Genomic DNA, 17,515 nt, shown 5'->3' on the forward strand with positions numbered 1-17,515 from the left:
AGCGAGTTGGCACCACCTGTTCCCATCCCGAACACAGAAGTGAAACAGCTCAGCGCCGATGATAGTGTGGGAGTTCCCATGTGAAAGTAGGTCACTGCCAGGCTTTAATATAATAGAAAAGGCCACTCCGATAGGGGTGGCTTTTTTTATATTTAACACTGGTGGTGTTCTTGCCTGAGCATGGCAACACCCCATGTGACATTTTTACCAGGAGCAAAAATGGACAGCGCTAGCTGCCCGCAGGGTGAAGTGCATGGATGCACTTCATCTAAGTAGGTCACCGATAACTGCATCCTGCGTTATCGGCATACATCACATCCATGTGAATAACTGCCAGGCTTTAATACGAAAAGATACCCGGTCCTCATAGAGGCCCGGGTATCTTTTTGTCTTGAGGTTTGGGATTGCTCTTTCTTGAGCAGGGGAACGACCCATGTGACAAAAACACCGGGACAGGTAATGCTCCCGGCATTGCTTCTGCATACACTCCATCCATGGAGATAAGTGTTTTTGGACGCGAAGGCGCCCGAAGAGTGAGGTGCATGGATGCACCTCATCAAAGTAGCTCGAAACAGAGAGCTAGCTCAGGGCTGGCCTTTTTTATTATCTGGAGTGAGTGGGTGATCTGCTTGAACGCAGTGGTCTGTTTTTACTTCTCAAAAGCTATAAGCGATTACAAGTAGTCACAACTACATCTGTGTCCTGTTAGCCAGATCGAGGTAATTTAATAGTAATACCGATAACCAAATCTTGGATGGTACCAATACCTATTATAATAGCCGTAATAGGGGGAGAAACCGTTATAGTAGAAAGGGTCATAAAATGGATCTCTTTGTACAGTACGATATGGCTGCCATTTGTACATATTTGAAACATTAAGCACTGGCATGGTTAATTCTTTTTTATCCACCATGCGTACCGCTTCTCCGTCCAAAGTCCCGCTGAAAGTCAATAATGTCCCTTCCTTATAAACTACGGGATCAATGAACTCGGTTGTTTTAGCTAGAAATCGACCATCACTGGATTGATTGGTAATCGGTTTGCCGTAATGATTAAGTGGGTATTGAACGACTTGTATGATTGAAGCGTCATTATTGTTTTCAACGCTGACTACTTCACCGCCCCAACGAACTTGCCGATTAGAGAAACTATCAACTTGGCCTTTGATTTCGTTAAGCTGAAGATCATCGACTGGTGCCGTACTGATTTGTTTGGGAACATTACTGCAGCCAGACAAAAGAACGAGCAATAGATTTGCCATGACAAACCCGGATAGTAATTTCATTAATGACCTCATTAAAAGTGATTTTTAGTCAATTAGAACACATCACCTATAGTATAAGTTTCATTGATTAATCATTTACAAATATTTACTTTTGCAGATTAGGGATGTTTTTCCCAAAAATGCTGGACGGGTTTAATTATTACTGATATTCTTGCTGGCAATTTTCCAGTTTAATCTCCCAAACTTCATACATACGCGTTCTCCACGCGCATTCAAGGCAATTCTGATAAAAACCCATTTTAGGTAATACATGAATCTGACAGAACTAAAAAGGCAGTCCGCTGCTGAATTAATGGAACTCGCTCTCTCCATGAATCTCGAGGGCTTAGCCCGAAATCGAAAGCAAGAACTTATTTTTGCGTTGGTTAAAGCGCATGCCAAACAGGGTGATGATGTATATACCACCGGTGTTTTGGAATTATTACCAGATGGTTTTGGATTCTTACGATCCCCTGAAGACTCATACGTTGCCGGCCCTGATGATATCTATGTATCTCCAAGTCAGATTCGTCGTTTTCACTTACGAACTGGCGATACAATAAAGGGAAAAATTCGTCCTCCAAAAGATAGCGAACGTTATTTTGCCTTGGTAAAAGTTGATGAAATCAACTATGAAAAACCTGAGAATTCACGCAATAAAGTCCCATTTGAAAATTTGACGCCGCTATTCGCCAACGAACGTTTCAATCTCGAGCGTGGTAATGGCAGCACTGAAGATTTAACTGCTCGTATAATCGATTTGGCCTCACCAATTGGTAAAGGCCAGCGCGGATTGGTTGTTGCACCACCAAAGTCCGGTAAAACTATGATTTTACAATCAATCGCTCAGTCGATTGCCAGTAATTATCCTGAAAGTACATTAATCGTATTACTAATCGATGAACGCCCTGAAGAAGTAACCGAAATGCAACGGTCTGTTAAAGGCGAAGTGGTTTCCAGTACTTTTGATGAACCTGCAACGCGTCATGTGCAAGTAGCAGAAATGGTTATCGAAAAAGCTAAACGTTTGGTAGAACATAAACATGATGTGGTTATTCTGCTGGATTCAATCACACGTTTGGCGCGGGCTTACAATACGGTATCACCTTCTTCAGGTAAGGTTTTAACCGGTGGTGTAGATGCAAATGCGTTGCAACGTCCAAAACGTTTCTTCGGTGCAGCCAGAAACATTGAAGAAGGTGGCAGTCTGACGATTATTGCGACCGCATTGATTGAAACTGGCTCGCGGATGGATGAAGTTATTTTCGAAGAATTTAAAGGCACGGGTAATATGGAAGTATTGCTCGAACGTAAATTAGCCGACCGTCGTATTTACCCTGCTATTAATGTCACCCGTTCAGGTACTCGTCGTGAAGAGTTACTGACCAATGAAGAAGACTTGCAGAAACTGTGGATCCTTCGGAAAATCCTTGCACCAATGGAACCAATCGAAGCGATGGAATTCCTTATGGATCGCCTGAAATCAACTAAAACCAATGTTGAGTTTTTTGACTCAATGAAACAAGGTTAAATATAAATTTGTTGAAAGGCTTGGCCGCAGTACCTCCGGCAATTTTTTTGATGGGCCCAACGGCCGCTGGTAAAACTGATTTGGCAATATTTCTGGCTCAGAACCTGCCAGTAGAAATTATTAGTGTCGACTCAGCGCTTATATACAAGCAAATGAATATCGGTACGGCCAAGCCTGACGCAAAGACGCTGCAGCAATTTCCGCATCATTTAGTTGATATTATTGATCCCCAACAGAGCTATTCGGCAGGTCGGTTTCGTCAAGACGCATTAGCTTTAATGGCTGATATTACCAAGCGTGGCAAGATTCCCTTACTTGTGGGCGGCACCATGCTGTATTTCAAAACATTACAGTATGGTATTGCTGAATTACCAGAAGCCGACCCTAATGTCAGAGCACGGCTTGAGCAAGAACTTAAGCAATTCGGTTTACCATACTTGCATCAACGGTTAAGTGAAGTTGACCCTGTCTCTGCTATGCGGATCCATGTCAATGATCCACAGCGATTGTTACGAGCGTTGGAGGTATATGAGGTTTCAGGGAAATCGCTTACGGAGTTAACGCAACATTCAGACTTTGTGCTGCCATACAGAGTTATTAAAATTATTCTGTCGCCATTTGATAGGAAAATCCTGCATCAACGCATAGCAAAACGCTATCAGATGATGATGCATGCAGGATTTATTGAAGAAGTGAAAGAACTTCGAGCACGCGGGGATTTGCATGCTGCACTTCCATCAATTCGCGCAGTTGGTTATAGACAAGCTTGGTCTTTTCTCAATGGTGACTATGATGAAACAACTTTTATTGAAAAAGCCATCATCGCCACCAGACAAATGGCGAAACGCCAATTAACTTGGTTGCGTGCCCAAAATGATGGTGTCTGGTTTGATAGTGGTAAAGATTTGCCGGGCAAACAAGTATTGGAATTTGTTCGCTCGACATTAGCAGAATCCGATAATGCTTGACGATTCCGCGCAGCCTTTTAGAATGCCTGTTACACCTTAGCGTTTTAACAATAATAACAATGATGGAGTCGACAATGGCTAAAGCCCAATCCTTGCAGGATCCTTTTTTGAACGCATTACGTCGCGAAAATGTTCCAGTTTCAATTTATCTGGTAAACGGTATTAAATTACAGGGTCAAATTGACTCTTTTGATCAATTTGTAATTTTGTTGAAAAACTCCGTTAATCAGATGGTTTACAAACATGCAATTTCAACCATTGTTCCTGCAAGAAATGTTCAGATAACTCAAGATGAATAAGGGAGTTTATTGATTGTTTGACAGGCCCGATAGCAATGCTGCTTTTGAAGAAAATGCCGAACAAGAATCGGTAGTTTTAGTACATCTCGATTTTAATGACCGCGGTTTTGATGAAACCCAGCAAGAATTTCTTGAACTGGTTAATTCAACAGGGGCCAACATCTCAGCCGTGGTACATGGTAAACGTCAACGGCCGGATTCCAAATATTTTGCTGGTACCGGTAAAGTGGAAGAGATAGCTGAATTAGTTGCTGCAAATGATGCGGCTGTGGTTATTTTTAACCATGAACTTTCTCCCAGTCAGGAACGTAATCTCGAACAACGTCTTAAATGCCGTGTTTTAGGCCGAACTGGTCTGATACTGGATATTTTTGCCCGCAGAGCGCGATCGCATGAAGGTAAGTTGCAGGTCGAGTTAGCACAGTTACAACACCTTTCTACCAGATTAGTGCGTGGTTGGACTCACTTGGAAAGACAAAAAGGTGGTATTGGTTTACGTGGTCCTGGTGAAACACAGCTGGAAACCGATAGACGACTGTTAGGTCAACGTATTAAATCACTTAAAAAGCGACTTGAAAAAGTCCGTTCTCAACGTGACCAGGGGCGACGTTCCAGACAACGTGCCGGTGTCCCGGTTGTCTCTTTAGTGGGATATACCAACGTGGGGAAATCTACGTTGTTTAACCGAATGACAGCATCCGATGTCTATGCTGATGATCGTTTATTTGCCACCTTGGATCCCACGTTACGTCGATTCCGGATAGCCGATACAGAGCCTTTGATTTTAGCTGATACGGTGGGATTTATCCGTCAATTACCGCATGATTTGGTTGAGTCATTCAGTTCAACTCTGGAAGAAACCCGCGATGCATCGTTACTGTTGCATGTGGTTGATGCTGCAGCGCTAGATAGAGACGAATTGATGAAGCATGTTGATGATGTGTTACAGCAAATTGGCGCTGATGAACTGCCGCAATTGATTATTTATAATAAAATTGACCGCTTAGAAAACGTTCAGCCAAAACTTGAAAGAGATCAGCAAGGAAAAATTCGGCGCATTTGGCTTTCTGCCCAAACGGGTGAAGGCTTAGATCTGCTTAGATTGGCATTACAAGAATATTTTCCGGAGCAACTCTCAGCGATTGAATCAGTCAATTAAGAGGACTTTTGGTTGCTATCGGCACCCATGTCCGTAAAATAGATTCATTCGGTTCCCATATTGAAAATCATAAATTAATTTTTGGAGCGGTACATGGCTTGGAACGAACCCGGTAGTGGTGATAAAGACCCTTGGGGTAAGCGTGGTGGTGGTAATGATGGCCCCCCCGATCTTGATGAAGTTGTAAAAAATCTGCAGCGTAAATTTGCCGGAATGTTTGGAGGCAATAGTGGCGGTGGTAATAATACCTCACCTCCAGAAGGTGGCAATAAGGCAGGCTCAGTTGGAGCAGGATTAATTGCCGCCATTATTTTGTTGGTATGGCTGCTTTCCGGTATATACATTGTTGAACCTGCGGAAAGAGGCGTTGTGTTGCGTTTTGGCCAATATAGCCATACATCCATGCCAGGGCCGCATTGGCATTTCCCTTACCCTATAGATCGGGTTGAAGTGGTTGATGTCGCAAAAATCCGTTCTGTCGAAATCGGTTATCGCTCAAGCGGCGGACGTCCAGAAAGCAATGTGTTGTCTGAGTCGCTGATGTTGACCAATGACGAAAACATTGTGGATTTGAAAATTGCTGGTCAATACCGAATCAACGATGCCGCAGAATATCTTTTCAACGTTCGTACGCCTGACACCATTTTGCGTCAGATGATGGAAAGTGCTGTTCGTGAAGTGGTTGGTCAATCAACTATGGACTTTGTTTTAACTGAAGGACGTAGTGAAGTGGCAACCCGTACTGAGCAACGTTTGCAAGCAATGTTGGATGCCCATGCAACAGGCTTAACAGTAACCAGCGTCAGTATGCAGGATGTTCAGCCACCTGAGCAGGTTCAAGATGCCTTTGCTGATGTGGTTAAAGCTCGTGAAGATGAAGTTCGTGCCAAGAATGAGGCAGAAGCCTATTCCAACGATATAATTCCACGTGCACGTGGTCAGGCTTTCCGTGTTATTCAGGAAGCTGAGGCTTATAAAAGTCAGGTTGTCGCCAAGGCAAACGGTGAAGCAAGTCGTTTCGTGCAGGTTATGACCGAATACGAAAAAGCGCCTTTAATTACTCAGGAACGTCTATATATTGATGCGATGGAAGCTGTTTACAGTCGCAGTCAAAAAGTCATGGTTGACGTGGATAGTGGCGGTAATAATGTTCTCTACTTACCACTGGATAAAATGCGTGGCAGTAGCGCACCCCGCGTAGATTTAAATAATTTAAATTATCCGACTACCAATAACCCCCAAACGTCATCGAGCTCATCAGCTCAAGATGGCTCACGTAGCAGGGGAGGACGTTAATCATGAGTTCTAGATTTACAGCAATGATCTTTATTATTGTATTGGCACTGATCACGCTAAGTTCTGCCATCTTTTTTGTTGATGAACGTGAACGCGTGATTTTGCTGCGTTTAGGTCAAATTGAAAAAGCTGACTTTGAACCCGGTATTCATTTTAAAATTCCCTTTGTAAATGAAGTGCGCCGTTTTGATGGACGGATTCTGAGTCTGGATGCCACACCTGCTCGTTATCTGACAGGTGAAAAGAAGAACGTTATCGTCGATTCCTTTATCTTATGGCGTGTTTCTAATGTCGCAGACTACTTCACCTCAATGGGTGGAGATGAAGAAAGCGCTAAGCTGCGTTTATCGCAAATCATCAAAGACGGACTGCGTGCAGAATTTGGTCGTCGCACCATTCAGGAAGTGGTTTCCGGTGAACGTTCTGTCATGGTCAGTGGCTTGATGGACGAGGCAAATCGCATTGCCAATGAATTTGGTATTGAAGTCGTCAACGTTCGTATTAAACGTATCGATTTACCTACCGAAGTCAGTTCATCCGTTTACACCCGTATGGAAGCTGAACGTGAACGGGTTGCTAAAGATCTACGCTCGCGTGGTGCGGAAGAAGCTGAAAAAATCCGTTCAGATGCTGACAGACAAAGAACCGTTATTTTGGCAGAAGCCAATCGTCAGTCTGAAATGTTGCGTGGTGAAGGTGATGCTACAGCTACCCAAATTTATGCAGATGCCTATGGTCAGAATACATCGTTTTATTCTTTCTATCGTCGTTTAGGCGCCTATCAGCATATTTTCCAAGGGGATGATTTGCTGGTCATTGAACCAAAAGGTGATTTTTTCAGCAGTTTCAGTGACTTGAATATACTGGACTAGTGAGTGAGTCGCTAATCCACAGCTTATGGCTCGCCACCGCATTAATGCTGATTATTGAAGGGGTTTTACCTTTTATTAATCCCGCAGCATTAAGGCGGGCCTTACTGCAAATTGTCACCATGACTGATCAGCAATTGCGCATAACAGGATTGCTCAGCATGGTGTCAGGTTTGCTGATTTTATATTGGGTTAATTAATTTACATGACATTAAAAGAAAGTTGGTTGCTCCCTGAGGGCATCGATGAATTAATGCCGGAAGAAGCTGCCCAGCTGGAAAGAATGCATCGCCTGTTAGTGGATCGCATGCAAAGTTGGGGATATCAACTTGTGGTCCCGCCTTTAGTTGAATACCTGGATTCATTACTTACAGGTACCGCTAAAACACTCGATTTACAAACCTTTAAACTGATTGACCAGCTATCTGGACGCTTGCTTGGTATCCGTGCCGATATGACGCCACAAGTGGCTAGAATCGCAGCACATCGCCTGCGGGATAATTCAGATGTTTTACGACTATGCTACATCGGCAGTGTTTTACATACCTTGCCTGCGGGCCAGGCGAGTTCGCGGAATCCGATCCAATTAGGTGCTGAAATTTACGGCCATGCTGGGCCGGAAAGTGATATGGAAAGCATTCAGCTGATGCTTGAATTACTCAAAATCAGTGGTGTTGCCGGATCTATTTCTTTAGATATAGGCCATGTAGGCATTTACCGTGGTTTAGCCGATTTTGCTCAATTGGATGATGAACAGGAGCAAGCACTTTTCTCTGCGATGCAACGCAAGGCATTGCCAGAAATCGAAAGTTTATTGTCCAGCTATGCCATTGATGAACCAGCGAAAAACATGCTGCTGGCATTATCTGAATTGAATGGTGGCGTGGAAGTGCTGGATAAGGCAAAGCAGATCCTGAAAGATGCACCGGCATCGGTTTTACAGGCGTTGGAAACATTAAACAGCTTGGCTGATATGTCGCAACAGCGCTTATCTGGTATTAATTTGAATTTTGATCTGGCTGAGCTACGGGGCTATCACTACCATACTGGTGTGGTGTTTGCTGCCTATCAATCAAATTCAGCACAAGCCATTGCACTGGGTGGACGATATGATGATATCGGACAAGATTTTGGTCATGCCCAGCCTGCTACCGGATTTAGTCTGGATTTGAAAAAACTGGTTACCAGCTTTCCCAAACCCACAGAAAAACGGCAGTTGATTACAGCTAATTGGTCTTCCGATCAAACTCAGCTGGATATGGTTGAAAGCTTACGGGAACAGGGTAATATTGTGGTTTTTGCTTTACCTGGCAGCACAATACACACCGAAAAAACATTGGTTCAACAAGATGGCCGCTGGCAAGTGGTCGATACAGGAAATAACACGCGTGGTTAAAAATATTGTAGTAATCGGTTCCCAATGGGGTGATGAGGGTAAAGGTAAAGTCGTTGACTTGCTGACCGACAGTGTTTCCGCTGTAGTGCGCTTTCAAGGCGGACACAATGCCGGGCATACTCTGGTTATCGAAGGTAAGAAGACTATTCTGCACCTGATTCCTTCAGGCATTTTACGTGAACATGTTCAATGCCTGATTGGTAATGGCGTCGTGCTGTCACCAGAGGCATTAATCAAGGAAATGAACGAGCTGGAAGCCAATGGTATTCCGGTACGTCAGCGTCTGAAAATCAGTGCTGCCTGTCCGCTGATTTTGCCTTATCACGTCGCTTTAGACGTTGCCAGAGAATCACGTCGTGGTAAAGATGCGATCGGCACGACCGGTCGTGGTATTGGCCCAGCATATGAAGATAAAGTGGCACGTCGGGGCCTGCGTCTCGGTGATCTGGTTAACGAACAAAAGTTTGTGGAAAAACTGCGTGAAGTTGTGAGTTTCCATAACTTTGCCCTGATTAATTACTATCAGGCAGCGCCAGTCAGTTTTGAGCAGGTACGTGACGAAACGCTCGCTATGCGTGATGTATTGCTGCCGATGATTGCCGATATTCCGGCGATGCTGCAGCAGTATTATCTCAATGGGGATCGAGTGATGTTTGAAGGTGCACAAGGTGCATTGCTGGATATCGATCATGGTACTTATCCTTATGTAACCTCATCTAATACTACTGCCGGTGGCAGTGCCACCGGTGCTGGTGTCGGGCCTTGTCATATTGATTATGTACTGGGCATTACCAAAGCCTATGCAACCCGCGTTGGTGCTGGTCCATTCCCGTCAGAATTAAGCTGTGGTATTGGCAAACATCTTTCGGTAAGAGGGCATGAAAAAGGTTCGACTACCGGACGTGATCGCCGTTGTGGTTGGCTGGACATGGTGGCTTTAAACCGCGCCAGTTGGATTAACAGTATTACTGGCTTATGCTTGACCAAACTTGATGTTTTGGATGGGCTGGAAACCATTCGTTTATGTGTAGGCTATAAACGTAATGGCGAAGAAGTTACTATTCTGCCATTGAGCGCCGATGAATTTGAAGGTTGTGAACCGGTTTATATTGATATGCCTGGTTGGCAGGATTCAACTTTGGGTATTACCGAGTTTGATGCATTGCCAGAGAATGCGCGGAACTATATCAATAAAATACAAGAGCTGGCTGGCGTACCGATCGATATTATTTCGACTGGCCCGGATCGTTGTGAAACGATTATTCGTCGGGATTTATTCAGTATTTAATTAAAAAAACAGTCAGATTAAAACGCCCTCGTAACAAGGGCGTTTTTGTTTACGGGTTATTTTCTGTCCGGCGAAATTGCGGCATAGAGTGCTGAATAGTCGGTATTTTCCATACCCATAGCCATGGCTTTATCCAGTAATCGACTAATGCCTTGCAAAGCAGTGGTATCCAGTCGCAGCTTTTCACCGACTTCGAGAAACAAACGAGTATCTTTTGCCAGATGTTTGGTGGGGAAATTCGGATCACTGAAGTTGCGATTGAGCATACGTTCCAGTTTTTTATCAAAAGTCGCAGCATAAAGCGCACTCTCACGCACAATCTGCATAAACTGCTCAACATCAATCTGATGTTCTTCAATCATGGCCAGACTGAGCGAAAATGTCGCAGTGAGTCCGGCAATTAACTGGTTCATTGCTAACTTAACGGCAGCGCCTTGTCCGGTTTCACCGATATAACGTGGTGTTTCACCTATTAACTTCAATAGCGGCAAGGCTGAACGGTAACTATCTTCTGGTCCCGCAGCCATTAGAATCAGTTTGCCACTACGCGCTTCCGGTAAGCTGCCTAATACCGGACATTCTAGATAGTTTGCGCCGACACTGTTCAACTGAGTTTCAATATGCTGAGATTGTTCTGGCGCAATGGTACCCATCTGGATAAACAGTCTGTCAGCAAAAGCGGCAGGATCCACATTGTCCAATACGCTGGCAATGGCATCGGCATCGCTGAGCAGCAACATAACCAGCTCACTTTGCTGAACAGCTTCGCTGGCCGTCGTACAGATTCGTGCACCTTGTGCGCTTAAATCTGTGATCTTTTCAATACTTCGGTTGTAGATGCTCAACTCACATTTCTGCTTGAGGAGGTGTTCTGCCAAAGCATTGCCCATCAGGCCACCACCAAGAATGGCTATTTTCATATCGGACTCCGATTTTGTTTCACTAAAAAATCTATTCTTACATAGATGCTGCGTGCGTTGTGGGATACAATATGCGGGCATTTACAGCCGCTACAGGGGAAAACTGTGTACAAAAAAAACATGAGCATCGCTGATTTTGATGACGAGTTGTTTCAGGCAATTTCTGCTGAAGAACAACGTCAGGAAGATCATATCGAATTAATCGCTTCTGAGAACTATACCAGCCCACGGGTAATGGAAGCTCAGGGCTCATTGTTAACCAACAAATACGCAGAAGGTTATCCCGGCAAACGTTATTATGGCGGTTGTGAACACGTTGATACAGCGGAAGATCTGGCGATTGAACGGGCGAAAGCTTTGTTTGGTGCTGATTACGCCAATGTGCAACCGCATTCTGGTTCACAAGCCAATGCTGCGGTTTATCTGGCGCTGTTGCAACCCGGCGATACGATTCTGGGCATGAGTCTGGCACATGGTGGTCATTTAACCCATGGTGCTAAAGTCAGTGCATCAGGCAAAATCTATAATTCTTTTGCCTATGGCATTAGCAGTGATACCGGCGAAATTGATTACAGTGAAGTGGAACAACTGGCCAAAGAACACCAGCCAAAAATGATTGTTGCTGGTTTTTCTGCATACTCACGTATTATCGATTGGCAAAAATTCCGCGATATCGCGGATTCAGTCGGCGCTTATCTGTTGGTTGATATGGCGCACGTCGCCGGACTGGTCGCTGCAGGGCTCTATCCAAATCCAGTACAGATCGCTGATGTGACAACCACAACAACCCATAAAACCTTAAGAGGCCCGCGTGGTGGTCTGATTCTGGCCAAGTCGAATCCCGAAATTGAGAAAAAATTAAACTCAGCGGTATTCCCGGGTTTCCAGGGTGGTCCGTTGATGCATGTGATCGCAGCCAAAGCTGTTGCGTTCAAAGAAGCCATGTTGCCTGAGTTCAAGACTTACCAGCAACAAGTTATCAAGAATGCTCAAGCCATGGCTAAAGTCTTTATGGCTCGGGGTTATGACGTGGTATCTAAAGGTACCGATGACCATCTGTTTCTGGTCAGCTTTATTGAAGCAGGTCTGACCGGTAAAGAAGTCGATGCATGGTTGGGAGATGCGCACATTACGGTCAATAAAAATGCCGTGCCGAATGATCCACAATCACCGTTCGTTACTTCTGGTATTCGTGTCGGTACGCCTGCAGTAACGACTCGCGGCTTTAGTGAACAGGATTGCACCGAGTTGGCTGGCTGGATGTGTGATGTCATTGACAGCCATGGTGATGAAAAAGTGATCGCGGCTATTCGTGACAAAGTAACGACTATCTGCAAACGTCTGCCAGTTTACTCATAAGTTTGTGCTGACTGATGCGCTGCCCGTTTTGCGGAGCTGAAGACTCAAAAGTCGTCGACTCGCGTCTCTCTTCCGAGGGGGATGCGATTCGACGTCGTCGCATGTGTCAGGAATGCAATGAACGTTTTACCACTTACGAAACGGCTGAGCTGAGTCTGCCACGGTTGATCAAACGTGATGCAACCCGGGAAGCGTTTGACGAAAATAAATTACGTGCCGGCATTATGCGTGCACTTGAAAAACGTCCGGTCAGTATTGATGCTATTGATAATGCAGTAAAAGCCATTACCCGGCGCTTATGGGCCACGGGTGAAAGAGAAGTGCAAAGCCGTCTGGTGGGAGACTGGGTCATGGATGCGTTACGTGAACTTGATGAAGTCGCGTATGTGCGCTTTGCTTCTGTCTACCGTAGTTTTCAGGATGTGAATGCGTTTCGGGAAGAGATCGAACGTATGGAAAATCGTGCTTTATCTGATAAAGACAGCTGAATTTAAAAGTCAGCTGCAGTTTATGCAAACGCATCATTCGAATGCGATTACAATCAATGTAAAAGATCATCTGTGGAGGCAAACCCAATGAGCCAACACGAACAATTTATGGCACAGGCAATACAACTGGCCTGGAAAGGTTTATACACCGCAGATCCCAATCCGCGGGTAGGTTGTGTCATTGTCAAAAATGATCAGGTGATCGGCCAGGGCTGGCATCATCGCGCCGGTGAAGCGCACGCAGAAATCAATGCTTTACACGATGCAGGACATGATGCGGAGGGCGCAGATTGTTATGTGACTCTGGAACCCTGCAGCCATTTTGGCCGCACCCCACCTTGCGCCGATGCACTGATACGAGCCGGCATTAAACGTTTATTTGTGGCAATGACTGATCCCAATCCAATTGTGTCTGGTACCGGGCTGCAGCGTATTAAGCAAGCTGGTATTGAAGTCCATCTCGGAATTCTGACCTCTCAGGCTGAACAATTAAATCCGGGTTTTATTCAACGTATGCGCATAGGCAGACCTTATGTGCGAAGTAAAATGGCGATGAGCCTTGATGGGCGCACGGCAATGGCTTCAGGCGAAAGCAAATGGATAACAGGTCCCGAAGCGCGGGCTGATGTGCAAAAACTCAGAGCCCGCAGTTCAGCGATTGTTACCGGTGTTGGCACGGTTATCGCTGATGACCCATTGTTAAATGTTCGACATGTTGGTGATTGGTATCCTGATGGAGAGGCTATACGCCAACCGTTAAAAGTCATCGTTGATAGTGAATTGCGTATGCCAGCCAATGCACAAATTCTTAATGATGAAAAAGTATTGCTGTTCACCGCCTGCGATCGCATGGTGCGTGAGGATGTTGAGACCATTGTTTTGCCTGCGCCAAATAATCAGGTGGATTTAAGTGGCATGCTATCGGTATTAGCCAAGCGAGAAATTAATGAAGTCATGGTTGAAGCTGGGGCAGTATTGAACGGCGCATTGTTACGCTCACAATTAATTGATGAAATGATTTTTTATGTTGCTCCTAAACTGATGGGAGATGCTGCTCGGGCGGTTTTTCATCTACCGGGTATGGAATATATGGCACAGAATATTCAACTGCAGATCACCGATATTCGTGCCGTTGGAAATGACTGGCGGATTACCGCTAAACCCCAATACAACGAGGCTTTTTAATTCATGTTCACAGGTATTATTGCGGCTGTCGGCCAGCTCAAATCACTGCAATCAGTAGGCGGCGATATTCGCTTGCATATTGATTCTGCGAAACTGGATCTGTCGGACGTCAAACTGGGCGATAGCATCGCGGTGAACGGAGTGTGTTTGACCGTAGTGGAAATGGCGGCCAGAAGTGTACAGTTTGATGTTTCCCAGGAAACGTTGCAGCGTACCAGTTTGGGACAATTAAAAACGGGTAGTGAAGCCAATCTTGAGAAAGCCCTTGCCGTTGGGGATCGTTTAGGTGGTCATATGGTTAGCGGGCATGTCGATGGTTTAGGTGAAGTAATCAGTAAAACAGCCTCGGCGCGCTCATGGCAATACAAAATAAAAGTGCCTGCAGCACTGGAACGCTATATTGCAGAAAAAGGCTCTATTACCATTGATGGGGTCAGTCTGACAGTCAATGGCGTTTTTGAGGGTGGTTTTGATATCAATATCATTCCGCATACTCTCGAAGAAACCATCATTAAACATTATCAAACAGGTACCAAGGTCAATCTGGAAGTCGATCTGATTGCCCGTTATCTGGAGCGTTTACAGCCTCATACCGGCACTAACATCAGCCGGGATTTTCTCTCACAACATGGTTATATCCGTTAATGCAAATCAATAGTACCCAAGAGATCATAGATGATCTGAAACAAGGCAAAATGGTCATCATTATGGATGACGAAGATCGCGAGAACGAAGGCGATTTAGTAATGGCTGCCGATAAGGTGAGTGCTGAAGCTGTTAACTTTATGGCTAAATTTGGTCGTGGACTGATTTGCCTGACATTAACGGAAGATCGTTGCCGTCAGTTGCGTTTGCCATTAATGGTGACTGATAACCAAACCCCGTATGCTACCAATTTCACTGTTTCGATTGAAGCTGCTGAAGGGGTGACTACCGGTATTTCTGCAGCTGACCGTGCTTTAACGATCCAAAAAGCAGTTGCTACCAATGCTAAACCGGAAGATCTGGTGCAACCCGGACATATCTTTCCATTAAAAGCGCAACCGGGTGGGGTATTAACTCGCGCTGGTCATACTGAAGCCGGTTGTGATCTGGCATATTTGGCTGGTTGCACGCCAGCGGCCGTTATCGTTGAAATACTTAATGATGATGGCAGTATGGCACGACGCCCGGATCTGGAGATATTTGCTGAAACACATCAGCTGAAAATCGGCACTATCGCGGATTTAATCAGCTACCGCCTGCAAAATGAAATGACTATCAAAGCCATGTCGACCTGTAAGTTTCCGACAGAATATGGTGATTTCACCTTGCATAGTTATCAGGATGATGTAAACGGCCAGACCCATCTGGCGCTGGTTTACGGTGATATTGAGGCCGAACAGGAAACCTTGGTGCGAGTACATATGGCCGATCCCTTGGGTGATTTACTGGCATCAAAACGCGAACCTACTCATTGGCCTTTACCTGATGTGATGCGTCGCATTCAGCAGGCGGGTAAAGGGGTTTTAGTGGTACTGCGCCAACCTGAACAGAATAAACAGCTGGCCGCAAAAATTGCCCGTTACCAGCAGCAGGATCAAGGTGAAGCCGCACCGTTCAAAGCCAGTTGGGATTTAAGAACCTTCGGTGTCGGCGCACAGATTCTGGCGGATCTTGGCGTGCGTAAAATGCGGGTTATCGGCACGCCGACTAAACTGACCGGTGTGTCTGGATTTGGTCTCGAATTAACCGGTTATTTAGAAGACTGAGCCGGGATCAGGATAGGTGAGTAATCATATTTATATTGTTGCTGGTGAGGCATCGGGTGAAGCACATGCTGCTCGCCTAGTCACTGCATTAAAACAACAGCAACCCACTATATATATTACTGGTATCGGTGGTGAGAAAATGCGCGCTGCCGGTGCTGATATTAATATCGATTTTGCTGAACTAGCGGTGATGGGCCTGGTTGAAGTCATTAAACGTTATCCAAAAATCAAAGGTATTTTTAATCAGGTTGTGGCCGAATTACGCCGTCAGCTACCTGATTTGCTGATTCTGGTGGATTATCCCGGCTTTAATCTGAAACTGGCGAAACAAGCTAAAAAGCTTGGCATTAAAGTGCTGTATTACATCAGTCCGAAAATCTGGGCCTGGCGGGCAGGACGCATTGAGCAAATCAAACGTGATGTTGATCATATGGCCGTGTTATTTCCGTTTGAACAGGAAATATACGAAACTGCTGGTGTTGCGGTGACTTGTGTCGGCCACCCATTAGTCGACGCGGTTCATACGGAGCTTTCCCAGTCGGCTGCACGAGAAAAATTTTCTCTGGATAATGATGTTCGAGTGATTGGTTTGTTTCCAGGCAGTCGGCGTAGTGAGATTTCAGCCTTACTGCCGATAATGCTGGATGCGGCAGAAAGAATACAAACACGACATTTTCCGATCCAGATAATACTCCCTCAGGCTCCGGGAATTGATGAAGCTTATCTGCAACAGTTTTTAGCAGGCTCACCTTTATCTATCAGCATTATTAAAGACGATTTTTACGAGGTTATTAAAGCCTGTGACGTTATCGTGGCAGCATCAGGCACCGTGACACTGGAAATAGCATTGATAGGTGTGCCGCATTTTATTATCTATAAGGTTTCACCGTGGAGTTATCGGATTTTGAAACGCCTGGTGAAAATTCCCTATGTGGGCTTATGCAATATTGTGACAAAACAACCGGTTATCAAAGAATTGTTGCAAGATGAGGTCACAGCTGTCCGGCTTGAACAACAATTGATGGATTTACTGACACATCCCCAACGTCTGAAAAATGCTGAACAAATTCGTCAGCAGGTGCGAGAAGCACTGGGACCACCCGGCGGTGCAGATAATGCAGCGAAACTTGTGCTCAGTCTGCTGTCATGAAGTCGATAGTCTTAATTGCCGGTATCGATGAAGTTGGGCGAGGCCCACTAGCGGGTCCAGTCGTGACTGCTGCCGTAGTTCTGGACCCGAATAAGCCTATTCAGGGTCTGACCGATTCCAAAAAACTCAGTGAAAAACGTCGTGAGCAGTTGGTGCCAATTATTGAGCAATATGCTTATGCCTGGGCGCTTGGCCGGGCGGAAGTGGAAGAGATTGATCAGTTAAATATTCTGCAAGCCAGTTTACTGGCGATGCAACGTGCTGTGGCTGCTTTACCATTTGAGCTGGAGCATGCGTTGGTCGATGGCAATCATGCGCCAAAGCTGCCTTGTGCAGTCACCACGATTATTAAAGGTGATATGAGTGAGCCGGCTATCGCGGCAGCTTCCATATTGGCCAAGGTAGCAAGGGATCGTGAAATGCTAGTGCTGGATCAGCTTTATCCCGGCTATGGTCTGGCGAAACACAAGGGTTATCCGACGGCACAGCATCAACAGGCGTTAATGGATTTAGGTCCTTCGCCAATTCATCGGCGTTCATTTGCACCGGTTCGCCGGGCAATAAGATAAATTTATGCATTTTCCAGTTATCG

General features: G+C 45.3%; 18 protein-coding genes and 1 rRNA gene. 17 read left to right on the forward strand and 2 right to left on the reverse strand.

Annotation, left to right across the window (positions count from 1 at the left end; genetic code table 11):
- Nucleotides 1-103: ribosomal RNA gene (rrf, locus tag Q7V21_RS14810) — 5S ribosomal RNA — on the forward strand; the annotation flags it as partial.
- 621 nt (nucleotides 104-724) lie between these two features.
- On the opposite strand, the gene Q7V21_RS14815 is transcribed toward rrf, so the two are convergent.
- Entirely contained in the window at nucleotides 725-1,285 is a 561-nt protein-coding gene (locus Q7V21_RS14815) for a Slp family lipoprotein (RefSeq protein ID WP_304918023.1), read from the reverse strand.
- 250 nt (nucleotides 1,286-1,535) lie between these two features.
- Between Q7V21_RS14815 and rho the strand changes: the two genes are divergently transcribed.
- The 9 genes from rho to Q7V21_RS14860 all read left to right on the forward strand — a co-directional run bounded on the left by rho (nucleotide 1,536) and on the right by Q7V21_RS14860 (nucleotide 10,070).
- Nucleotides 1,536-2,795, forward strand: coding sequence for a transcription termination factor Rho (rho, locus tag Q7V21_RS14820; RefSeq protein WP_069295999.1), 1,260 nt, complete (start codon nucleotides 1,536-1,538; stop codon nucleotides 2,793-2,795).
- A gap of 50 nt (nucleotides 2,796-2,845) precedes the next feature.
- Complete coding sequence (gene miaA, locus Q7V21_RS14825; RefSeq protein WP_304918076.1) at nucleotides 2,846-3,763, forward strand: tRNA (adenosine(37)-N6)-dimethylallyltransferase MiaA; 918 nt, start codon at nucleotides 2,846-2,848, stop codon at nucleotides 3,761-3,763.
- Between the two features lie 74 nt (nucleotides 3,764-3,837).
- On the forward strand, nucleotides 3,838-4,062 hold the full coding sequence (gene hfq, locus Q7V21_RS14830) for an RNA chaperone Hfq (protein ID WP_226070451.1): 225 nt from the start codon (nucleotides 3,838-3,840) through the stop codon (nucleotides 4,060-4,062).
- 13 nt (nucleotides 4,063-4,075) lie between these two features.
- A complete protein-coding gene (gene hflX / locus Q7V21_RS14835; RefSeq protein ID WP_304918024.1) occupies nucleotides 4,076-5,221 on the forward strand; it encodes a ribosome rescue GTPase HflX in 1,146 nt (381 codons plus the stop codon).
- Nucleotides 5,222-5,314: 93 nt separating this feature from the next.
- Nucleotides 5,315-6,517, forward strand: a complete 1,203-nt coding sequence (hflK, locus tag Q7V21_RS14840; RefSeq protein WP_304918025.1) for an FtsH protease activity modulator HflK — start codon at nucleotides 5,315-5,317, stop codon at nucleotides 6,515-6,517.
- 2 nt (nucleotides 6,518-6,519) lie between these two features.
- Nucleotides 6,520-7,389: a protease modulator HflC gene (hflC, locus tag Q7V21_RS14845; protein ID WP_304918026.1), complete on the forward strand. Its 870-nt coding sequence runs from the start codon at nucleotides 6,520-6,522 to the stop codon at nucleotides 7,387-7,389.
- The gene (locus Q7V21_RS14850; RefSeq protein ID WP_304918027.1) at nucleotides 7,389-7,586 is read left to right on the forward strand and encodes a DUF2065 domain-containing protein; all 198 of its coding nucleotides are present in this window, start codon (nucleotides 7,389-7,391) and stop codon (nucleotides 7,584-7,586) included. Before hflC ends, Q7V21_RS14850 begins: the two co-directional genes overlap by 1 nt.
- 5 nt (nucleotides 7,587-7,591) lie before the next feature.
- Nucleotides 7,592-8,782, forward strand: coding sequence for an ATP phosphoribosyltransferase regulatory subunit (locus Q7V21_RS14855; protein ID WP_304918028.1), 1,191 nt, complete (start codon nucleotides 7,592-7,594; stop codon nucleotides 8,780-8,782).
- The gene (locus Q7V21_RS14860; RefSeq protein WP_304918029.1) at nucleotides 8,775-10,070 is read left to right on the forward strand and encodes an adenylosuccinate synthase; all 1,296 of its coding nucleotides are present in this window, start codon (nucleotides 8,775-8,777) and stop codon (nucleotides 10,068-10,070) included. Before Q7V21_RS14855 ends, Q7V21_RS14860 begins: the two co-directional genes overlap by 8 nt.
- Before the next feature lie 56 nt (nucleotides 10,071-10,126).
- On the opposite strand, the gene Q7V21_RS14865 is transcribed toward Q7V21_RS14860, so the two are convergent.
- A complete protein-coding gene (locus Q7V21_RS14865; RefSeq protein WP_304918030.1) occupies nucleotides 10,127-10,990 on the reverse strand; it encodes an NAD(P)-dependent oxidoreductase in 864 nt (287 codons plus the stop codon).
- 105 nt (nucleotides 10,991-11,095) lie between these two features.
- On the opposite strand from Q7V21_RS14865, the gene glyA reads away from it, so the two are divergent.
- From glyA to rnhB, 7 genes are all read left to right on the forward strand, one after another.
- Nucleotides 11,096-12,349 (forward strand): serine hydroxymethyltransferase, encoded by a 1,254-nt coding sequence (gene glyA / locus Q7V21_RS14870; RefSeq protein WP_304918031.1) that lies wholly within the window; start codon nucleotides 11,096-11,098, stop codon nucleotides 12,347-12,349.
- Nucleotides 12,350-12,363: 14 nt separating this feature from the next.
- The gene (nrdR, locus tag Q7V21_RS14875; protein WP_292361435.1) at nucleotides 12,364-12,837 is read left to right on the forward strand and encodes a transcriptional regulator NrdR; all 474 of its coding nucleotides are present in this window, start codon (nucleotides 12,364-12,366) and stop codon (nucleotides 12,835-12,837) included.
- 87 nt (nucleotides 12,838-12,924) lie between these two features.
- Nucleotides 12,925-14,022, forward strand: a complete 1,098-nt coding sequence (gene ribD, locus Q7V21_RS14880; RefSeq protein WP_304918032.1) for a bifunctional diaminohydroxyphosphoribosylaminopyrimidine deaminase/5-amino-6-(5-phosphoribosylamino)uracil reductase RibD — start codon at nucleotides 12,925-12,927, stop codon at nucleotides 14,020-14,022.
- A gap of 3 nt (nucleotides 14,023-14,025) precedes the next feature.
- A complete protein-coding gene (locus Q7V21_RS14885) occupies nucleotides 14,026-14,667 on the forward strand; it encodes a riboflavin synthase (RefSeq protein ID WP_304918033.1) in 642 nt (213 codons plus the stop codon).
- Nucleotides 14,667-15,773: a bifunctional 3,4-dihydroxy-2-butanone-4-phosphate synthase/GTP cyclohydrolase II gene (ribBA, locus tag Q7V21_RS14890; protein ID WP_304918034.1), complete on the forward strand. Its 1,107-nt coding sequence runs from the start codon at nucleotides 14,667-14,669 to the stop codon at nucleotides 15,771-15,773. Before Q7V21_RS14885 ends, ribBA begins: the two co-directional genes overlap by 1 nt.
- Nucleotides 15,774-15,789: 16 nt before the next feature.
- The gene (lpxB, locus tag Q7V21_RS14895) at nucleotides 15,790-16,923 is read left to right on the forward strand and encodes a lipid-A-disaccharide synthase (RefSeq protein ID WP_304918035.1); all 1,134 of its coding nucleotides are present in this window, start codon (nucleotides 15,790-15,792) and stop codon (nucleotides 16,921-16,923) included.
- Nucleotides 16,920-17,492 (forward strand): ribonuclease HII, encoded by a 573-nt coding sequence (gene rnhB / locus Q7V21_RS14900; protein WP_304918036.1) that lies wholly within the window; start codon nucleotides 16,920-16,922, stop codon nucleotides 17,490-17,492. The genes lpxB and rnhB overlap by 4 nt, the downstream gene beginning before the upstream one ends.
- Nucleotides 17,493-17,515: the final 23 nt, after the last annotated feature.

Source organism: Methylophaga sp., from assembly GCF_030651745.1.